Source organism: Devosia sp. SL43 (assembly GCF_021729885.1).
In the GTDB taxonomy this organism is placed as follows: Bacteria; Pseudomonadota; Alphaproteobacteria; order Rhizobiales; family Devosiaceae; genus Devosia.
Genome location: NZ_CP063401.1, coordinates 1541984 through 1561477, shown reverse-complemented (window position 1 = coordinate 1561477; position 19494 = coordinate 1541984). Strand labels below are relative to the sequence as shown.

Below are 19494 nucleotides of genomic sequence, written 5' to 3'. Positions count from 1 at the left end.
TCAGCGCCGCGACAGCAGAGCCAGAATAAAGCCGATGCCCACCGCGCTTGCCACGGCGGTCAGTGGCTTTTCGCGGATGGTGTCCTTGAGCTGCTTTTCCATGGCGCCGGCCTGGTCCTGTACATCGTCGATGACGTGCTGGCCCTGGCGCTGCAGGTGGCGCATTTCGCTCTTGGCGACGTCGCGCACTTCGCTGACCTTTTCGTTGCTCAGCTTGGCCAGCGTCGCGGCAATTGCCTTGAGGTCGGACTGAAGCTGAGCGACCTGGTCCTCAAGCTGCTCTTCGCGCGGCTTGGTGTTGGACCGTGTGCCGGTCGGGCGCTTGGGACGGGTCGGTGCGAGATCTGAAGTGGTAGCCATGTGACGCTCCTTCTAGCTGTTATGGCGACAACGCCTGAAAATCCAAGGAGTTCCGAGCGTTCAATAGAAAGACACCCCGACACGCGTTGCAGCGTATCGGGGTGACAAGGGGCGGGCAAAGGGGGGCGACCTTGGCCCGCAGGGCGCATTCCACTTGGTGGAACCAGGGGACTGGCTGCGCCCGTTTATTCTTCTCGACTGCTAGACGCGGCCCATCAGCACGAGGATGAGAACGACAACCAGCACGACGCCGAGAATACCGGATGGGAAGTAGCCGAAACCGCGCGAATAGCCCCAGCTGGGCAGTGCGCCGATCAACAGCAGAATCAGGATGATGATGAGAATTGTACCGAGACCCATGGTAGCTCTCCTATTGTTATTGGACGCATGAGGCGCCTGGTGGACGCGCTGGCGTCTAGAGAATTGCGAGCATCAGGCCAGCAGCGGTGGCCAGGATAAGAAGGGCAGGCGCAAGGGCCTTGAGGACGCTGGCATAGTGGGTTTCCCCGTCATAGCCTTCCGTCCAGACCATGGCTGTACGACCTGCGTGTTCAAGCGCCTTGATGTCGATATTGCTCATGGTGGCCTCCGCAGAACCTGTTTCAGTGCGCGATGTTGCGACTGTCCAAGCAACGGGCAGGGATCACATTTGGTTCCGCGATCGCAGTTGAAACAAATGGCGCGTTATTCTACGCGCAATACGTCGACCGACTGTTTGGTCTCGTGCGAGCCGTGCGTTTTGAGCACGCCGACGATCGGCGAGATATCGGCGTAGTCGCGACCGTGGCCGATGGAGATGTGGTCGGGGCCGGCGATCATGGCGTTGGTGGGGTCGAACTCGACCCAGCCGATATGCTGGCCGCACCAGGCACGCACCCATGCATGCATGGCGTCGGCCCCTTCGAGGCGCGGCTTGCCCTTGGGCGGGTTGGTCCGCAGGAAGCCGGAGACGTAGCCGGCCGGGATACCGACACCGCGCAGGCCCGCGATCATGACATGTGCGAAGTCCTGGCAGACGCCCTTGCGCAGGGCAAAGGCCTCGGCGGGCTTGGTCTCGACGTCGGTTGCCTTGGGGTCGTAGGCGAAATCGCGGTGGATCGCCATGCAGAGCGCAGTCGCGGCAGCCATGACCGATTGCGTGTCAGCGATAACCGCTTCGACATAGTCGGTGATGGCGGGGACGGTCTGCACGCGCGGCGACGCGGCAAGGAAATGGTGGGGACTGTCGGGCTCGACCGACCAGTAGCGGGACACTTCCCGATTGAGACCCTGCAGCGAGGGCGACAGGTCAGCAGGCGGATGGATATCCTCGACCTGCACCCGGGCGGTGAGGCGGACATCGAGACGATCGTGCGGTTCGACATAGGTCACGGCGGTGGCCGAATTGCCGAAGAAATCGGTGAAGGTGCTTTCACGCTGCGGCCGCGGCTCGAAGGACAGGCTGGATGCCACGACGCGCTGCACACCCGGCACGGTGATCGGCGCAACACGGATGAGGTGCCGGCCGCCATGCACGGTTGCGTCGTAGTCGTAGGTCAGTTCGAGGCGGATGTCATAAAGCATGGCGGCTACACGAAGTAGGCCGAGGCGACGAGGCTCGACAGCATGCCGATTTCGGCCGCGAGCTTGTCGAGTGCTTCCGGCGTCATATCGGCGGCCACGGCGATGCGCAGGTCGGTCTCGATCTGCAGAGCTGCCTTGGCGGCCGGCGACAGTATGCCGTCGTCGATACCACCAGGCAGCATTTCGATCTGGGTGCGCAATTCGGTGATCTGGAACTGGACCGAGCGCGGATTGAGCGGATCGAGCACGAGCAGGTCCGTGGCGCTCTGCGTGCCGGCGCTGACCGAGTAGCGCCGACGATGCGACATGACGCTGTCGCCGATTTCGAGCAGCATTTCGAGCGAGCCGTCGGGCGCGTCCTTGTCGGTCAGCCAGCCGGTGATGCGGGCGATCTGGATGGCGCGCTCGAGGCGGCGACCGAGTTCGAGGAAGCGCCAGCCGGCAAAGCGATACATGTTCTCATGTACGAGGCCGGAAAAGCCCGCCAGCTTGCGCAGCAGCACGGTCATGGCGCGGGTAGCATCGTCGCCCGGTTCGATCTTTTTTGCAAAGCGTTGCGCAGTCTTCTGCAGATCATTGAGGGCGAGCCAGCCATCGGGCGAGAATCGGTCGCGGATCTGGCCGGCACTGTGGACGGCGCTGTCGATGGAGGACAGCAGGCCCATCGGCATGGCCTCGGAGGCATCGACATCGATGGTTTCGAGGAAGTCGGCGCAATGCTTGAGGATCGGCAGGTCGGGCTTGGACAGCTCGGCCAGCCGGGCATTGTAGGCGCGCAGGATACGGACGGCTGACTCGCAGCGCTCGGCATAACGTCCCAGCCAGATCAGGTTATCGGCGGCGCGACTGGGCAGGCTGCCAGGCGAGTTGCGAACGAGCTTCTCGCCATCCTGGGGCAGCAGGGTAACGCGCTCGACCGGCTTGGAGGACAGCACCCACACGTCGGCCGCCTGGCCGCCGCGCTGCATGGCAATGGCGGTGGTGTCGAGGGTCGAACCGACGCGGGCAAAGCCGCCGGGCATAATCGTCCAGCCTTTGTCAGTGCGGGCGGCGTAAACGCGCAGGGCGATGGGACGCGGTTGCAGTTTGCCGTCGACATAGACGGGGGCGGTGGACAGCTGCACCGGCTCCTGGCCGACATAGTCGGCGCCATTGGCCCGGATGCGGTCGAGCAGAACGGCCTTCTGGTCGGCAGGAATGGTCGAGCCGAGCATGGTGCCGCGCTGGTCATCGAAGGGCAGCGTCGTGGCGAAGGCCGGGCCGATCATCAGGTTGTCGAAATTGTCGATGACGTGGCGTTGCTCGCCGGGCTGACCGCACCACCATGTGGCGATTTCGGGCAGCAGCATGCTCTCGCCGAGCAGCTTCCTGGCGAGGCGGGGCATGAAGGCCGCCAAAGCACGGGTTTCGAGCAAGCCCGTGCCCAGGGCATTGATCATCGAGACCGAGCCATGGCGCAGGGCCTCGACCATGCCGGGCGTGCCGATGCGGCTGTCGTAGCGCAGCTCGAGCGGATCGACGAAGCTGGCATCGACGCGGCGCCACAGCACGCTGATCGGCTTGGGGCCGGCAACGGTCCGCACCATGACCTTGCCGTCCTCGACGACCAGATCTTCGCCTTCGAGCAGCATCAGGCCGAGATAGCGGGCAATATAGGCGTGTTCGAAATAGGTTTCGTTGAGCTGGCCCGGCGTCAGGATGGCGACGCGGCCACCATCGCGCTTGGCCTCGTCAAACAGCGTATCACGGAAGCCGCGGAAGAAGCCGGCCAGACGATGCACATTCATGTCCGAATAGATGTCGGACAGCGCGCGCGTGGTGGCGACGCGATTTTCGAGGGCGAAGCCGGCACCCGATGGCGCTTGCGTCCGGTCGCCGAGAACCCACCAGGCGCCATCGGGGCCACGGCCGAGTTCGAAGGCGCAGAAATGCAGGTAGTGACCGCTGGCCGGTTTGACGCCGACAAGTGGCCGCAGGAACTCGCCATTGCGGGCGATCAGTTCGGGTGGCAGCAGACCCTGCTGAACCAACGTGTTGTCGCCATAGATATCGGCGATGACGGTTTCCAGCAGTTCAGCACGCTGGATAAGGCCAGCGCTGATCCGGGACCAGTCGGCCTCATCGATCAGCAGCGGCACATGCGCCAGGGGCCAATCTCGTTCGCGGCCTTCGGCGCCGTCATACTTGCGGTAGAACACGCCGGCGTCGCGCAGATACTGGTCGGCGCGCTCAAAGCGGGCAGCAAGCTCGGTGGGGCCGAGCTTGTCGAATGCGGCCATCAGTTGCGACCAGCCCGGACGGATATTGCCGCTTGGGTCGATCATCTCGTCGGGCACGCCGGGCTGCAGCCGGTAATCAGCAATAATGCTGGGTCCGGCTGGAGGCTTGCCCTTCGATTTCTGATTCCGCATTTCCATGCCTACCAGAAGCGCGGCGGTCGGCGCAGGTCAAGCGTCAGCGGGAATTCGTCCGCAGGCTTTTCCGGACGAAGGGCGTAACCGCCGGCCGTGTAGTTCTGGGGAACAAAACGCGCGAGGCGACGCGCCTCGGCCTCGTTGCCGTTGATGGGGAAGGTATCGTAGCTGCGGCCGCCGGGATGGGCGACGTGATAGACGCAGCCGCCGACCGGGCGCTGGGTCCAGGTATCGTAGATGTCGAAGACCAGCGGTGTGTTGATCGGCAGCACAGGATGCAGGCCCGAGGCGGGCTGCCAGGCTTTGTAGCGGACGCCGGCGACGGCCGTCCCGGCCTGATCGGTTGTGCGAAGCGGGACAGGGCGCTGGTTGCAGGTGACGGCGTAGCGTTCGGGGTTGATGCCTTCGAGCTTGACCTGCAGGCGCTCGACCGAGCTATCGACAAAACGCACGGTGCCGCCGATGGCGCCCTGTTCGCCCATGACGTGCCAGGGTTCGAGCGCCTGGCGCAGTTCGAGATGGACGCCCTCGTATTCGACCTCGCCGCAGAACGGGAAGCGGAATTCGAGCTGGGCGGTGAACCAGGCGGGATCGAGCTTGAATCCGTGGCGATCAAGATCGGCCAGGATGTCGAGGAAGTCCTGCCAGACATAGTGTGGCAGCATGAAGCGATCGTGCAGCGTCGTGCCCCAGCGGGCAAACGAGCCGTCGGCCGGATCGGTCCAGTAGCGGGCTATGAGAGCGCGGATCAGTACCTGCTGGGCCAGCGACATGCGCGCATTGGGCGGCATTTCGAAGCCCCGGAATTCGACAAGGCCGAGGCGGCCGGTGGGGCCGTCGGGGGAGTAGAGCTTGTCGATGCAGATTTCCGAGCGGTGGGTATTGCCGGTGACGTCGACGAGCAGGTTGCGGAACAGGCGGTCGACAAGCCACGGCAGCGGCGGCGGATTGCCGGACTGCGGGTGCGGCACCTGCGCCATGGCGATTTCGAGTTCGTAGAGGCTGTCGTGACGGGCCTCGTCGAAGCGCGGCGCCTGGCTGGTCGGGCCGATGAACAGGCCGGAGAACAGGTAGGACATGGCCGGGTGGCGCTGCCAGTGGAGGACCAGCGACTTGAGCAGGTCGGGCCGGCGCAGGAACGGGCTGTCGCCCGGTGTGGCGCCGCCAACCACCACGTGATTACCGCCGCCGGTGCCGGTGTGGCGGCCATCGATCATGAACTTGTCCGCACCCAGGCGCGACAGGCGGGCTTCCTCGTAGATCGCCGTTGTGGTGGCGACACAATCGTCCCAGCTGGAGGCGGGGTGAATGTTGACCTCGATCACACCAGGATCGGGGGCGACGCGGATGACGTTGAGGCGGGGATCGGATGGCGGCGAATAGCCTTCGAGGTGGACGGGCTGGCCGACAGCCCTGGCCGCGGCTTCGACGGCAGCGACGAGTTCGAGATAGTCTTCGAGCTTTTCGACCGGCGGCAGGAAGACACAGAGGCGATGGTCGCGGATTTCCGCAGTGACGGCGGTGCGGACTTCGCCCTCGATCTCGCTGATTTCCTGCTCGGTGCGGTCCTGCTGTTCGCTCGATGCCGTGAACGACGATGCGGTCTGAGCGCGTGGATCGGCCTCGAGGCCGGTCTTCTGGCGGGCCAGGAGCTCGACCGGATCGGGCAGCGGCCCACGTGGCGCGCCGGGATCCATGGCGACAACATGCGGATATTCGGTGGGTTTGATATGCTTGAGCGAGCTCAGCGGCAGGCGATAGCCGGCCGGGCTGTCGCCGGGAGCGAGGAAAAGCTTGCCGCGGCGGGTCTTCCATTTTTCGGTGAGCCAGGGGCTCGACGCGGCGGCGTTCCAGCGCTGCACCGGGAGAACATAGCCGGTCGGATTGGTCAGGCCGCGCTCGAACACCTTGGCAATGCGTGAGCGGGCTTCGGGGTCGGCCAGCTCGGAATTGGCCGGGTCGACGTTTGAGGGGAGGTTGGCCTCTTTGAGCAGCCACTCGCCCGGATCTTCGTAGGCTTCGTCGATGGTCTCGCCGGTGAGGCCAAGATTGTGCGCAAAGCTATCAAGAAACTTGCGGGCGTCGGCATGGGTTGCCGTGGTCTTGACCCCTTCGCGGGCGATCAGCTTTTCATCGGTCCAGACCGGCTTGCCGTCGAGGCGCCAGTAGAGCGAGAAGGTCCAGCGTGGCAGCGTCTCGCCGGGATACCACTTGCCCTGGCCGTAATGCAGCATGCCATTGGGAGCGAAACGTTCGCGGATGCGGCGGATCAGGTCATCGGCGAGGTTGCGCTTGGTAGGGCCGACGGCGCCGGTGTTCCATTCGTCGGCCTCGAAATCATCGATGGACACGAAGGTGGGTTCGCCACCCATGGTGAGGCGGACGTCGTTGTCTTCCAGCACCCGGTCGACTTGGTGCCCCAGAGCATCGAGTTCGTCCCAGCTGGCGTCTGAAAATGGCTTGGTGATGCGCGGGTGTTCGGCGACGCGCGTCACCTTCATGTCGAAGTCGAACTCGACTTCAGCATAGGAGGCGAAGCCGGAGATCGGTGCTGCGTTGCGGAAATGCGGCGTGGCGGCCAGCGGCACATGGCTTTCGCCGGTCAGGAGCCCAGAGGTGGGGTCGAGGCCGACCCAGCCGGCACCGGGGAGATAGACCTCGCACCAGGCATGCAGATCGGTGAAATCGTGGTCGGTGCCGGCGGGACCGTCGAGCGAGACGAGGTCGGGCTTGAGCTGGATCAGATAGCCGGAGACGAAGCGGGCGGCAAAGCCGAGATTGCGCAGGGTCTGGACCAGTAGCCAGCTGGAATCGCGGCACGAGCCCTTGGCATTGCCGAGCGTTTCCTCGGGTGTCCAGACGCCCGTCTCCATGCGCACGATATAGGCGATGTGCTGCTGGATGGAGGCATTGATGGCGGTGACGAAGTTGACTGTGTTGGCAGCCCTCTTGTCGATGCCGTCGATGAATTTCTGCAGCAGTGGGCCTACAGGTTCAGGCTGCATGTAGATGGAAAGATCGGCCCGGATGTCCTCCGGATATTCGAAGGGGAACGTCTCGGCGCTCTCTTCGACGAAGAAATCGAATGGGTTATAGACCGTCATGTCGGCGACGAGGTCGACTTCGATCTTGAGCTCGGTCACCGGCTCGGGAAACACGAAGCGCGTCAGGAAATTGCCGTAGGGATCCTGCTGCACGTTGACGAAGTGCAGCGAAGGCGAAACCTTGAGCGAATAGCTCAGCACCTTGGTCTTGGAATGCGGCGCCGGTTGCAGCCTGATGATCTGGGGCTGGAGGACGACCGGACGGTCGTACTTGTAGTGCGTCAGATGGTAGACGGCGGCTTTGATCGACATGCGTTCAGGTCGCTCGCTTCAGGCCACGAAATTTTGACTTCCCGGTAAAGAGCTTAGCGAGTGTCGGGCACTACCGCTAGGGCGCATCTCGCAGATCAGACCATCGCGTCGATGATCTGCCTCTGGCGCAGCATTTCGAGAAAGATGCGGTAGTCCTTGTCGAACTGGGTGCGTGCGACGGGGTCCGGTGCCCGGGAGCGGCCGCCTTGCTGCATGGCGACGCAGGCCGCATCGAGCGTGGGATACAGCCCGGCGGCAGTGGCGGCGACCATGGCCATGCCAAGGAGCGTGGCATCCTTGGCCGAGGATTCGACGACCGTGCAGCCGGTGGCGTCGGCATAGAGTTCCATCAGCACAGCATTCTTGGTGTGGCCACCTGTGACATGCAGCGTGTCGATGGCGTAGCCGCGCGTGTTGAGGGTTTCGAGAATGTGGCGAACGCCCAAGGCGATGGACACGCTAGTGCGCCAGTAAAGGCGGCAGAGCGAATCGAAATCGCTGTCCAGCGTGAGGCCGGAGATGACGCCGAGGGCGAAGGGATCGCCCAGCGGGGATCGGTTGCCGTGGAAATCAGGGAGAACGTGGAGGCGATCGGCGAGGGCGAGACCCTCGCGTTGGCGGAGCTCCATGATCCGCGCGGCGATGGCGCGGTGACGGTCGGCGGTCGGTTCGCCACCGGCGCCGTGCCAGCGAATGATGTGGTCGAGCAGAGCTCCGGTGGCGGATTGGCCGCCCTCGTTGAGCCAGACGCCGGGCAGGACAGCGCCGAAATAGGGGCCCCAGACGCCTGAGGTCGGGCGGGCTTCAGCCGACAGCGCCATGACGCAGCTGGAGGTGCCAGCGATGAGGGCGAGGTGCCGGTCGATGGTCTCGACGTCATGGGTGAAGGCGCCAAGGACACCCAAGGCGCCGGCATGGGCGTCAATCAGGCCGACGCCGACATGGCAGGCGGTGGTCAGACCCAGCTGGGTGGCGGCTTCTGATGTCAGCACGCCGATGTCAGCACCAACGGGACTGGCCTGCTCCGGCAGCGCGGCCTTTGCGATCATGTCGTCGAGGCCGACCATGGCGAGGAAGTCGCGCTGCCAGCCGGGGTTGGTATGGGCAAGGTAGGTCCATTTGCAGGTCAGGGTGGATTGCGAGCGGGCGAAGGAGCCGGTGGCTTTCCACGACAGGAAGTCCGCCAGGTCAAACATCATGCCGGATCGAGCCCAGCTCTGCGGCATGTGCCGCTTGAGCCACATCAGCTTGGGCACTTCCATTTCCGGCGACATGACGCCGCCAGCATAGTTCAGCACCGGGTGGCCGGTGCTGTTGCACTCGTCAGCCTCCTTCAGGGCGCGATGATCGAGCCAGACTACGGTGTCCCAGCGGTCTTCGCCGTTGGTCGAGACGGTGACCGGCTGACCATCGGCATCGCGGATCACGAGGGAGCAGGTGGCGTCGAAACTGAGGCCGACGACGTCTTCGGGGGCAGCGCTCGCAAGGGTCATGGCCTCGCGAATGGCCATGCAGGTGGCCTGCCAGATTTGTTCGCTATCGTGCTCGGCATGATTGGCATCGGTGCGGTTCATCGCGATGGGATGCTCGGCGCGGCCCAGCAGCGCGCCTTGCGGCGTCAGTACGCCGGCCCTTGCACTCCCCGTGCCTACATCCACTGCCACCAGGAGGCTTTTGGTCAACCCTAGAGCGCCTTCTTATCGGTTCGCAGCGACCTTACTCGATCGGGCAAGGCATGCATATCGTCGAAAATGTCGTCCGGCCCAAGGGTTTCGATCTCGGCGAGGAGACCACCCCGGGCGATATGACTACCCCCCACATAGCCGAAGACCCGCATGCCGGCGCGCTGTGCAGCGGTGATCCCGGCGGGACTATCTTCGATGACGAGGCAGCGACGGGGATTAGCGCCCATAGCTTGGGCGGCGTGGAGGAACAGGTCGGGCGCCGGTTTGCCGTGCTCGACCATGCTGGCGGAGTAGATGGTGTGCTTGAACCAGGGCAGGAGGCCGGTCAGTTCAAGGCTGAGCAGGATGCGTTCGGGGCTTGAGGACGAGGCCACGCAGAACGGGGTGTCGAGCTGGCTGAGGATGGCGGGAAGCCCGGGATTGGCCCGCAACTCCTGGCGATAGAGTGCGTAGAGATCGTCGCGCATCGATTGGAGGGCGGCGGCGCCCAGTGGCGCACCATGGCTGTCGACGAGGCTGGCAGAGATGGAGGCGAGCGAGCGGCCGAGATAGTCTCGGTAGGCGGTTTCCGTCGTGACTTCAATGCCTTGCGCGGCAATGGCGGCCACCAGTACTCGCATGGCGAGGGGCTCGCTGTCGACCAGGACGCCGTCGCAATCGAAGATGATGAGGTCGATGGCGCTCATGGCGCCGGCCTAGAGGCTACCCGCCAGATAGCGTTCCAGTGTGGCCTTGGTGCCTGACGTCCACAGTGTGGTCAGTGCATGGCTGAACGCGGCGATGAAGGTCGGGTTGCCGGCGAGTTCGCCATAGATATCGCCCATGGCAAGCCAGGCCTTGGGATCGGCTTTGGCCAGCTTTGCCTGGGCCGTCAGGCGGTCCCAGTTCGGGTCGTTGGGCTCTATCACAGCGCCAGATTCGGTGGTCCCGTAGCAGTAGCGGCACCAGAGGGCCGAGACGAGGGCGAGGCCGGTGACGGCCTGGCCCGCGGTGACGCGATCGAGCGCCGAGGGGATGATGAATTTGGGTTGGCGGTTGGAGCCGTCCAGGGCCAGACGCCGAATTGTATCCCCGATCTTGGGATTGGCGAAACGTCGTTCGCAGAGAGCGATGTAGTCGTGGAGGTTGGTATCGGGGACCGGGGGGACGACGCTGACGATCTCGTCACGCTCGACCTTGGCAAGGAAGGCGGAGACCAGCGGATGCTCCATCGCTTCGTGGACGAAGTGGATGTCCATCAGGCCGGCCGGGTAGGCAATGGTGGCGTGGCCGCCATTGAGAATACGGATCTTCATGTGCTCGTAAGGGGCAACGTCCTCGACGAACTGCACGCCGACCTTCTCCAGTGCCGGGCGGCCTGCGGGGAAGTTATCCTCAAGCACCCATTGCTTGAAGCTCTCGCAGAAGACCGGCCAGTTGTCGTCGATGCCGAAGCTGTCGACGAGCAGCCCGATCTCGCGTGGCGAGGTGGCGGGCGTGATCCGGTCGACCATGCCGTTGGGGAAGGCGACGGTGGATTTGACCCAGGTCGCCAACGCTGGATCGACGAGTTGGGCTAGGCCGACAATGGCGTTCTCGGTGACGTGGCCATTGCCGGGAATGTTGTCGCAACTCATGACGGTGAATGGCTGGATGCCGGCGGCGCGGCGGGCGATGAGGCCGGCGAGAATCAGTCCGAAGGTGGTTTTCGGCGCGTCCATGTGCGCGGCATCGTAGGCTATGTCGGGGTGGCCAGGATCGAACTTCTGGCTGGCCGGGTCGATATAATAGCCGCCTTCGGTGATGGTCAGCGAGACGATGCGGATGGCGGGGTCGGTGAGACGCGCAATGATCGCGGCGGCGTCGCCGGGCCTGACATAGTCGATCATGGCACCGGTGATGCGGGCCGAGCTGGTATCGGCTTCCTGTTCGACGACCGAGGTCAGCCAATCCTGTGCCATCAGCTTCTGGCGCATGGCTTCGTCGGCGTCGCGCACGCCGGCACCGACCAGCGCCCAATCGTGGTCGGTGCCGGTGGCGAAAAGGTCGTCGAGATAGACGGCCTGGTGGGCGCGATGAAAATTGCCGACGCCGAAATGGACGATGCCGGCTGAGAGGGCGCTTCGGTCATAGGCGGGGACTGACGCCGTGGTGATGGAGTGCAGAGCCGCGGCCGAGAGCTTGGTGGTCATACTGGTCGTCCCTAGATCGCTATGCCGGCAGCGTCGAACTTGTAGATGCGGGTCGGATCGGGCGTGAGCCAGACGTCGTCGCCGTGGCTAAAGGTCTGGTCGCCATCGGTGCGGATGGTCATTAGGCCCAGGCCGTCGACATGCACGTGAAGGAAGGTGTCGGAGCCGAGCTGTTCGGCGACGCCGACCTTGCCCTTCCAGGTGCCAGGGGTCGCCGTCGTTGCGAGCTTGAAGTGCTCGGGGCGGACGCCGATGGAGTGAGCGTTGTATTTGGCGGCTTCAGGGCCATCGACGAAGTTCATCTTGGGCGAGCCGATGAAGCCGGCGACGAAGCGGTTGGCGGGCTTCTTGTAGAGATCGAGCGGCGAGCCGAACTGTTCCACATTGCCGGCATTGAGCACCACGATACGGTCAGCCATGGTCATGGCTTCGACCTGGTCGTGGGTCACATAGATCATGGTGGTCTTGAGCTGCTGGTGCAGTTCGGTGATCTCAAGCCGCATATTGACGCGCAGGGCAGCGTCGAGGTTGGACAGAGGTTCGTCGAACAGGAAAGCCTTGGGTTCGCGCACGATGGCGCGGCCGATGGCGACGCGTTGGCGCTGGCCGCCGGAGAGGGCGCGTGGGCGACGGTCGAGATAGGAGCTCAGGTTCAGCGTGCGGGCGGCGTATTCGACCTTCTGGTCGATCACCGATTGCGGTGCCTTGGCCATCTTGAGCGGGAAGGCGATGTTGTCGCGTACGGTCATATGCGGATAGAGCGCATAGGACTGGAACACCATGGCGAGGCCGCGACGGGCGGGCGGCGCCTTGGTCATGTCCTGGCCATCGAGCAGGATGGTGCCCGATGTGGTGTCTTCGAGGCCAGCGATCAGGCGGAGCAGGGTGGACTTACCGCAGCCGGACGGGCCGACGAAGACGACGAATTCGCCTTCCTTGATGTCGAGGGAGATGTCCGGAATGATCTGGACTTCGCCGAAGGACTTCTTGACGTGTTGCAGGGATATGGAGCCCATTTTTCTAGTCCTTACTTTACAGCGCCGAAGGTGAGACCGCGGACGAGTTGTTTCTGGCTGAACCAGCCCATGAGCAGGATCGGCGCGATGGCGAGCAGGGAGGCGGCCGAAAGTTTGGCCAGGAACAAACCCTGCGGGCTGGAGAACGAGGAGATAAAGGCGGTGAGCGTGCCGGCCTTGCCGGCAGTCAGCGTGATGGTCCAGAACGCCTCGTTCCAGGCAAGGATGACATTGAGCAGCAGGGTCGAGGCGATGCCGGGCACGGCCATTGGCACCAGGACGTGGGTGATCTCGTTCCACAGTTCGGCGCCGTCCATGCGTGCGGCCTCAAGGATGTCGATCGGGATTTCCTTGAAGTAGGTGTAGAGCATCCAGATGATGATGGGCAGGTTGATCAGCGTCATGATCAGCGTCAGGCCGTGCAGGGTATCGAGCAGCTTGAGGTTGATGAAGATCAAGTAGATCGGGATCAGCACGCCGGCAGCGGGCATCATCTTAGTGGAGAGCATCCACATCAAGACGTCCTTGGTGCGCTTGGTGGGCGAGAAGGCCATGGCCCAGGCGGCGGGAATGCCGATCACTAGACCAAGTAGCGTGGAGCCGACCGAGACCACGATCGAATTGAAGGCATGCTTGAAATAGTCCGACCGATCCTGAACGGCGGCGAAGTTTTCCAGCGTGAAGGTCTGCGGAAAGAATGTCGGCGTGCTGGCGATCGCTTCGGACTCGGTCTTGAAGGCGGTCAGCAACACCCAGAGGATGGGTGAGAAGAGGATGAGAGCGACAGCCCAGGCGGCGATCGTGAAGCCGATCTTGGTGGATGTGGAGACGTTGCGTGCCATTTCCTGCCTCCCTACGCGTCTAGGTTCTTGCCGACAGCGCGCATCAGGAAGATGGCAACGATGTTGGCGATGATGACGGCCACCACGCCGCCGGCGGCGCCTGCGCCGACGTCATTGGTCAGAATGCCGGTGCGGAACACGAGGAAGGCGATATTGGTCGAGGCGAAGCCCGGACCGCCGCCGGTGGTGACGCGGATTTCAGCGAAGATGCCGAGCAGGAAGATGGTCTGGATCAGGATGACAATGGTCACCGACCGGGCCATGTGGGGCAGGATGATATAGTAGAAGCGGTTGACGGCATTGGCGCCGTCCATCTCGGCCGCCTCGCGCTGCTCTTCGGAGAGCGACTGCAGGGCGGTGAGGAAAATCAGCGTCGCGAAGGGCAGCCACTGCCAGGCGACGATGACGATGACCGAGAACAGCGGATACTGGTTGAACCAGTCGACTGGTTCGAGGCCGAACGCCTTCCACAGATGGCCGAGCATGCCGTAGCCAGGATGCATGAAGCCGTTCTTCCAGATCAGCGCCGCTACGGGCGGCATGACGAAGAACGGCGAGATGACGATGATGCGCAGGATCCCCTGGCCCCAGATGGGCTGGTCGATCAGCAGCGCCAGAAAGATGCCGCCGACCACGGTGATGACAAGCACGCCGCCGACCAGGATCAGCGTATTGAGCAGCGACTGGGTGAAGCTGGGGTCGCCAATCACGTAGAGGTAGTTCGCCCAGCCGGCAAAGCCGGTCATCATCGGGTTGATGAGGCTATAGTTCTGGAAAGAGAACCAGAGCGTCATCACCAGCGGCACGATCATCCAGATCAGCAGCACGATCACGGCAGGCGCCATCATGACGCGGGCGAGCGTGCGGGTCTGTGCGGTAGCCATTCCTATTCTCCCCAAAAGCAGCCCGGTTGATCCGCGCTCTGTTCTTACGTTGGCGGTCCCGGTTTTGTACCGGACCGTCCTCGGACTTGATCCGAGGACCACTCACCACACATACCGGGCCGATAGAGGCCCTCGGGTCAAGCCCGAGGGCGGTACCGAGATGGTGGAGAGATTGTTGGTGGAATCGCCCGACCTCCAGAGGGGTCCGTTGGTCGGGCGGTTCCGGTTTGGGACGTCCTGGCCTAAGCCAGGGTCCAAAGGGAAAGTCTGTGGCCGGCGCCGGAGCATCCGGCCACAGGAGGAGCCTCGGGAGAGAGGACTACTTGATGTACCCAGCGCGGGTCATGTCGCGGGTAGCCGCTTCCTGAGCCTGGGCCAGAGCGTCGTCTGCCGACATCTGGCCGGCAAGCGCTGCCGAGAAGAGCTGGCCGACATTGGTGGCGATACCGGCAAATTCCGGGATGGCGACGAACTGCACGCCGACATAGGGGACCGGCTTCACTGTCGGCTCATTCGGATTGGCGGCGTTGATCGAGTCCAGCGTCATCTTGGCGAAAGGCGCTGCAGCCTGGTAGTCGGCGTTTTCGTAAAGCGAGGTGCGCGTGCCCGGAGGAACGTTGGCCCAGCCTTCGGTCGAAGCGACCGTGGCGAGGTATTCCTTGTCGGTTGCCCACTTGATGAAGGAGGCAGCTGCGTCCCAGTTCTGCGAGCTCTTCGGGATGGCCAGCGACCAGGCCCAGAGCCAGTTACCGCGCTTGCCCAGACCGTTGTCGGGAGCGAGGGCGAAGCCGACCTGATCGGCAACGGTGGAGTCGGCGCCGGTCACGAAGGACGCGGCGACGGTGGCGTCGATCCACATGCCGCACTTGCCCTGCTGGAACAGGGTCAGGTTTTCGTTGAAGCCGTTGGACGAAGCACCAGCCGGGCCGGCGTCAGCCATCAGCGACAGGTAGGTATCGAGGGTGGCCTTCCATTCCGGCTGATCGAACTGGGGGGTCCAGGTCTCGTCGAACCAGCGTGCGCCAAAGGAGTTGGACATGGCTGTCAGGAACGCCATGTTCTCGCCCCAGCCGGCCTTGCCACGCAGGCAGATGCCGTTGATGTCGTTGTCGCGATCGGTCATGGCACGGGCGGCTTCGCCGATGAATTCCCAGGTGGGAGCATCTGGCATGGTGAGCCCGGCCTTTTCCATCAGGTCCTTGCGGTACATGACCATCGACGATTCGCCGTAGAACGGCGCGGCATAAAGCGTGCCATCGACCGAGAGGCCGTCACGGATGGCGGGCAGCAGGTCGTTGACGTCGTAGTCGGCGTCGTCGGTCAGCGCGTCGAGCGGCACCAGCCAGCCCTGCTTCGCCCAGATCGGGGCTTCGTAGGTGCCGATGGTCATCACGTCATACTGGCCGCCATTGGTGGCGATGTCGGTGGTGACGTTCTGGCGCAGCGTGTTTTCTTCGAGCACGACCCAGTTGAGTTCGATGCCGGTTTCTTCGGTGAAGGCCGAAGACAGACCCTGCATGCGGACCATGTCGCCATTGTTGACGGTTGCGATGGTGAGCGTCTGCGCAGAGGCCGAAGTGGCCAGCGCAACGGAAAACGCGCCCACGAGAATGGGTGTCAGTTTCATAGGTATTCCTCCCAGGTATCGATACGGGCATTTGTCCCGGCGATGGGCAAATACTCACAACTTATGCGGCAGAGTCAAGCGTGCTATGCGTTCAAAGGTTGACGCACGTACAGCTGAAAACGTTTTCGGAGAGTGAATTCTATCGTCTGATCATCGGTTTACGCGAGGTCGAGCAAACCTTCAGCGGTACGCTCATCGGTAATGAGGCCATTGACCAGCCGGCGGTTGAGCGTCGCACGAATGCCGGGCAGTTTTCTCTTTCCCATGGCGATTGCCACCACCAGCGAACGTTCACGCGACGGCATGGGGGCCGAGGCGACACGGTCGTTGGTCAGCCCGTCGATCAGCTTGCCATCGGCGTCGAAGGCCCAGCCGCAAATCTCGCCGACGGCGCCGGCTTTCTGCAAAGCCTTGAGTTCGGCATCGGTGATGAAGCCATCGAGATAGAGCGGAGCGTCGGGGCCAATATCGCCCACGCCGACGAAGGTGACATCCGCGTGGGATGCCAAAGCCAGCGTTTCGCGAATCATGGGCTGGGCATGCAGCAATTCGCGCTCGCGGGCCGATGAGGCGATGACCGGCAGGGGCATTGGGAAGCTGCGCGCTTTGACGGTGTCGGCAACGTTGAAGATGACGTTGTAGTAGGCCGCCGAGCCATCGGGCGCGATGTTGCCGGTCAGCGAGACGACCTTGTGGTGTGGGCACTCCATGGGCATCAACTGTTCCACGGCGGCCTTGAGCGTGCGGCCGGTGCCGATGGCCATGACGATGGGGTCGGGGCGCTTCAGCCAACGCTCGATCTCGGCGGCCGTGGCCTGGGCGACGCCAATGGTGGTGGATTCGCTGGCGGGGTCGGTGGGCACGATCTCGACGAGGTCGAGGGCGAATCGGGTCTTGAGGCGGCCGGCGAGGTCCATGCATCGGCCGATCGGGTGATCAAGCCGTACCTTGATCAGGCCCTCGCTGACCGACAGCGATACGAGGCGCTGGGCGGATTGCCTCGAGATGCCGAGCTTGCTGGCGATCTCTTCCTGGGTGTTTCCGGCCACGTAATATAGCCAGCCGGCGCGGGCCGCGTCGTCCAACCTGTTGCTGGAACTATCTACTCTCTGCGCCATAACCGGTCCTGCGTGTTCGCGCGGATTATTCTGCCATGCGGACGCTGGCCGCAATCGATTTATGAACGCGGACCCGGGCGCAGCGCCAATTGGCTCACCGCGACACGTATGTCGCGCTCTGTGTCCTTGAGGTGGAGGCGCATCGCCTCGGCGGCGGCGCGGCCATTGCCAGTCTTGATGCAGTCGAGGATACGCTGATGTGCATCGATGGTGTCGTGCAGTGTATGGCCGCGCCGCTCGTGGCCGCGGCGGCTGATGAAGAAGCCTTCGCGGAGAGGTTGCGCCATGGCCTCGAAGAGATAGCCGAGCACGCGGTTGCCGCTGGCAAGCGCTACCGCTTCGTGGAAGCCGACGTCGTGGGTGTGAAAGCCCATTTCCTGCTCGGTGGTCATGAGGTCGCCGGGGGCGCCGACGGTGTCGCGCATGCCCTGGAGTTCGCTCTCGATGGCGGCAATGCCAGCGCGGGTGGCGCGCTTGGCGGCGAGGGTTGCCGACTGCACTTCCAGCGAAAGGCGGACTTCGACCAGATCGAACAGGCCCTTGGGGTCGTATCGGATAATGGAGGTGAGGAAGTCGGCGAAGGCAGCGCCGTCGGGTTCGCGCACCACTGCCTTGCGACCGCGCGCAATGACAAGCAGGCCGCGTCCCTCGAGCAGCTTGACCGCCTCTCGGATGGTCAGGCGGCTGACGTCATATCGCGCCGCAAGATCAGCCTCGCTCGGCAGGCTGGCGCCGGGCGCCAGTTCACTCAGAATCATTTGCGCAAGATGGTCGGCCACCGCACCAGCGGCAGTCGGCTGATCGGCGCGGTCACTGTCCAAAATGGCCAAATCTCCTCCGAGATATCAGATACCTTTGCATTTACCCATGCCGTTGCAACGTTCTTTTTGGGTAGATTCCACTCAGGCGGCGGCACGATAGCGGGAGAGGGTGCGGACTGCAATCGCCCTGAAACATGCAATATCGTTAATATTCGACTGTCGAAAAAATTGCAGGTAGGACCGGAATCCAGCTTTACACGGGTATCTGATTATCCTAGCTTCCGGCCCGTGGGCTTGGGAGGGCCCTGGCGGCACCCTGCCGCCATGCAGGAGGACTTCATGCAGACTAGACTGACCGAGCGCCAACGGGTGTCCGATCAGCTTTTCCTGTTGCGGGCGTGGGTTGGTGGATCGCATGCGATCTCTGTCCCGGCGCTGCATCTGCATGCCCTGTCGGCCTCTCCCCAGACGACCATCCAAAACTTCTGAACTCGAAATACAAAAGGGAGTCGAGACGTGAAGATTTTCAAGACGCTTGCCACCGTGCTGGCCGTCGGCGCAATGGCGCTGACTGCTTCCACCGCAGCTTTCGCTCAGGACAAGGGCCAGATCGGCATCGCGATGCCGACGCAGTCCTCGCTGCGCTGGATCTCGGACGGCAACGAACTCAAGGCCGCGCTCGAAGCCAAGGGCTACACCGTCGACCTGCAGTTCGCAGAAGACGATATCCCGAACCAGCTCGCCCAGATCGAAAACATGGTCACCAAGGGCGTGAAGGCTCTCGTGGTCGCTTCGATCGACGGCACCACGCTGTCGGCTGTGCTGCAGCAGGCTGCTGACGCCGGCATCAAGGTTGTCGCTTATGACCGCCTGATCCGCGACACCGCCAATGTCGACCTCTACACCACCTTCGACAACTTCCAGGTGGGCGTGCTCCAGGCCAACTCGCTGGTCAAGGGCCTCAAGGAACGCTTCGCTGACGTGAAGCCGTGGAACGTCGAGCTGTTCGGCGGTTCGCCGGACGACAACAACGCCTTCTTCTTCTATGATGGGGCAATGTCGGTTCTGCAGCCGATGATCGATGCCGGCGATATCGTCGTGAAGTCTGGCCAGCAGGGCATGGACACCGTTGGTACGCTGCGTTGGGACGGTGCTGTTGCACAGGCCCGCATGGACAACATCCTGTCGGCCAACTACTCGGACGGCTCGGTCGTGAACGGCGTTCTGGCCCCCTATGATGGCCTGTCGCGCGGTATCATCTCGTCGCTCCGCGGCGTTGGTTACGGCTCGGCCGACCTGCCATGGCCTGTCATCACCGGTCAGGATGCGGAAGCTCCGTCGGTGAAGGCCATCGTTGCCGGCGAGCAGTACTCGACCGTCTACAAGGACACCCGTGAACTGGCCAAGACCACTGCCGACCTCGTCGACACGCTGGTTTCGGGCGGTACCCCGGAAAACCTCGACACCACCACCTATGACAATGGCGTCAAGGTTGTGCCGTCTGTCCTGCTGACCCCGTACGAAGTCGACCTGACCAACTACCAGGCTCTCGTCATCGACTCGGGCTACATCAAGGCTGAAGACATCCAGTAAGCTTCGGCTTGATCGGATAACGGGGCTCCGCGGCAACGCGGAGCCCTTTCCCGTACATGGGCCCGGGCGCTATGATGCTGCGACGGCCCGACGAGAAAGCAAAC

Annotated in this window: 17 protein-coding genes; 2 read left to right on the top strand and 15 right to left on the bottom strand. The window is 63.3% G+C overall.

The window, feature by feature from the left end:
• The 15 genes from IM737_RS07700 to IM737_RS07630 form a co-directional block, all read right to left on the bottom strand.
• A complete protein-coding gene (locus IM737_RS07700) occupies nucleotides 1-360 on the bottom strand; it encodes a DUF883 family protein (protein ID WP_236899335.1) in 360 nt (119 codons plus the stop codon).
• Nucleotides 361-561: 201 nt separating this feature from the next.
• Nucleotides 562-720: a DUF3309 family protein gene (locus IM737_RS07695; RefSeq protein ID WP_236899334.1), complete on the bottom strand. Its 159-nt coding sequence runs from the start codon at nucleotides 718-720 to the stop codon at nucleotides 562-564.
• A gap of 55 nt (nucleotides 721-775) precedes the next feature.
• The gene (locus IM737_RS07690; RefSeq protein ID WP_236899333.1) at nucleotides 776-940 is read right to left on the bottom strand and encodes a hypothetical protein; all 165 of its coding nucleotides are present in this window, start codon (nucleotides 938-940) and stop codon (nucleotides 776-778) included.
• A gap of 104 nt (nucleotides 941-1044) precedes the next feature.
• Nucleotides 1045-1923: a transglutaminase family protein gene (locus tag IM737_RS07685; protein WP_236899332.1), complete on the bottom strand. Its 879-nt coding sequence runs from the start codon at nucleotides 1921-1923 to the stop codon at nucleotides 1045-1047.
• Between the two features lie 5 nt (nucleotides 1924-1928).
• Nucleotides 1929-4334 carry a circularly permuted type 2 ATP-grasp protein gene (locus IM737_RS07680; RefSeq protein ID WP_236899331.1) on the bottom strand — a complete coding sequence of 802 codons (2406 nt, stop codon included), beginning with the start codon at nucleotides 4332-4334 and terminating at the stop codon, nucleotides 1929-1931.
• An 8-nt stretch (nucleotides 4335-4342) separates the two neighbouring features.
• The gene (locus IM737_RS07675) at nucleotides 4343-7693 is read right to left on the bottom strand and encodes a transglutaminase family protein (RefSeq protein WP_236899330.1); all 3351 of its coding nucleotides are present in this window, start codon (nucleotides 7691-7693) and stop codon (nucleotides 4343-4345) included.
• 95 nt (nucleotides 7694-7788) lie between these two features.
• The gene (locus IM737_RS07670) at nucleotides 7789-9375 is read right to left on the bottom strand and encodes an FGGY-family carbohydrate kinase (protein WP_236899329.1); all 1587 of its coding nucleotides are present in this window, start codon (nucleotides 9373-9375) and stop codon (nucleotides 7789-7791) included.
• A 2-nt stretch (nucleotides 9376-9377) separates the two neighbouring features.
• On the bottom strand, nucleotides 9378-10064 hold the full coding sequence (locus tag IM737_RS07665; protein ID WP_236899328.1) for an HAD family hydrolase: 687 nt from the start codon (nucleotides 10062-10064) through the stop codon (nucleotides 9378-9380).
• Nucleotides 10065-10073: 9 nt separating this feature from the next.
• A complete protein-coding gene (locus IM737_RS07660; protein WP_236899327.1) occupies nucleotides 10074-11549 on the bottom strand; it encodes a mannitol dehydrogenase family protein in 1476 nt (491 codons plus the stop codon).
• 11 nt (nucleotides 11550-11560) lie between these two features.
• A complete protein-coding gene (locus tag IM737_RS07655; protein ID WP_236899326.1) occupies nucleotides 11561-12565 on the bottom strand; it encodes an ABC transporter ATP-binding protein in 1005 nt (334 codons plus the stop codon).
• A gap of 11 nt (nucleotides 12566-12576) precedes the next feature.
• Nucleotides 12577-13407, bottom strand: a complete 831-nt coding sequence (locus IM737_RS07650; RefSeq protein ID WP_236899325.1) for a carbohydrate ABC transporter permease — start codon at nucleotides 13405-13407, stop codon at nucleotides 12577-12579.
• Between the two features lie 11 nt (nucleotides 13408-13418).
• Entirely contained in the window at nucleotides 13419-14291 is an 873-nt protein-coding gene (locus tag IM737_RS07645) for a carbohydrate ABC transporter permease (protein WP_236899324.1), read from the bottom strand.
• Between the two features lie 319 nt (nucleotides 14292-14610).
• On the bottom strand, nucleotides 14611-15918 hold the full coding sequence (locus tag IM737_RS07640; RefSeq protein WP_236899323.1) for an ABC transporter substrate-binding protein: 1308 nt from the start codon (nucleotides 15916-15918) through the stop codon (nucleotides 14611-14613).
• A gap of 158 nt (nucleotides 15919-16076) precedes the next feature.
• On the bottom strand, nucleotides 16077-17036 hold the full coding sequence (locus tag IM737_RS07635; RefSeq protein ID WP_236899322.1) for a sugar-binding transcriptional regulator: 960 nt from the start codon (nucleotides 17034-17036) through the stop codon (nucleotides 16077-16079).
• A 59-nt stretch (nucleotides 17037-17095) separates the two neighbouring features.
• On the bottom strand, nucleotides 17096-17866 hold the full coding sequence (locus IM737_RS07630; protein WP_236899321.1) for a FadR/GntR family transcriptional regulator: 771 nt from the start codon (nucleotides 17864-17866) through the stop codon (nucleotides 17096-17098).
• Between the two features lie 270 nt (nucleotides 17867-18136).
• Between IM737_RS07630 and IM737_RS07625 the strand changes: the two genes are divergently transcribed.
• A complete protein-coding gene (locus tag IM737_RS07625) occupies nucleotides 18137-18286 on the top strand; it encodes a hypothetical protein (protein ID WP_236899320.1) in 150 nt (49 codons plus the stop codon).
• A gap of 27 nt (nucleotides 18287-18313) precedes the next feature.
• Nucleotides 18314-19390, top strand: a complete 1077-nt coding sequence (chvE, locus tag IM737_RS07620) for a multiple monosaccharide ABC transporter substrate-binding protein (protein WP_272906555.1) — start codon at nucleotides 18314-18316, stop codon at nucleotides 19388-19390.
• The last annotated feature ends 104 nt before the right edge of the window (nucleotides 19391-19494 follow it).

Excerpts from the sequence above, each read along its gene's own strand:
- IM737_RS07640 (WP_236899323.1), bottom strand. The coding sequence starts at position 15,918 with ATGAAACTGACACCCATTCTCGTGGGCGCGTTTTCCGTTGCGCTGGCC.
- IM737_RS07635 (WP_236899322.1), bottom strand. The coding sequence starts at position 17,036 with ATGGCGCAGAGAGTAGATAGTTCCAGCAACAGGTTGGACGACGCGGCC.
- IM737_RS07680 (WP_236899331.1), bottom strand. The coding sequence starts at position 4,334 with ATGCGGAATCAGAAATCGAAGGGCAAGCCTCCAGCCGGACCCAGCATT.
- IM737_RS07685 (WP_236899332.1), bottom strand. The coding sequence starts at position 1,923 with ATGCTTTATGACATCCGCCTCGAACTGACCTACGACTACGACGCAACC.
- IM737_RS07690 (WP_236899333.1), bottom strand. The coding sequence starts at position 940 with ATGAGCAATATCGACATCAAGGCGCTTGAACACGCAGGTCGTACAGCC.
- IM737_RS07700 (WP_236899335.1), bottom strand. The coding sequence starts at position 360 with ATGGCTACCACTTCAGATCTCGCACCGACCCGTCCCAAGCGCCCGACC.
- IM737_RS07650 (WP_236899325.1), bottom strand. The coding sequence starts at position 13,407 with ATGGCACGCAACGTCTCCACATCCACCAAGATCGGCTTCACGATCGCC.
- IM737_RS07660 (WP_236899327.1), bottom strand. The coding sequence starts at position 11,549 with ATGACCACCAAGCTCTCGGCCGCGGCTCTGCACTCCATCACCACGGCG.
- IM737_RS07695 (WP_236899334.1), bottom strand. The coding sequence starts at position 720 with ATGGGTCTCGGTACAATTCTCATCATCATCCTGATTCTGCTGTTGATC.
- IM737_RS07675 (WP_236899330.1), bottom strand. The coding sequence starts at position 7,693 with ATGTCGATCAAAGCCGCCGTCTACCATCTGACGCACTACAAGTACGAC.
- IM737_RS07665 (WP_236899328.1), bottom strand. The coding sequence starts at position 10,064 with ATGAGCGCCATCGACCTCATCATCTTCGATTGCGACGGCGTCCTGGTC.
- IM737_RS07655 (WP_236899326.1), bottom strand. The coding sequence starts at position 12,565 with ATGGGCTCCATATCCCTGCAACACGTCAAGAAGTCCTTCGGCGAAGTC.
- IM737_RS07645 (WP_236899324.1), bottom strand. The coding sequence starts at position 14,291 with ATGGCTACCGCACAGACCCGCACGCTCGCCCGCGTCATGATGGCGCCT.
- IM737_RS07625 (WP_236899320.1), top strand. The coding sequence starts at position 18,137 with ATGCAGACTAGACTGACCGAGCGCCAACGGGTGTCCGATCAGCTTTTC.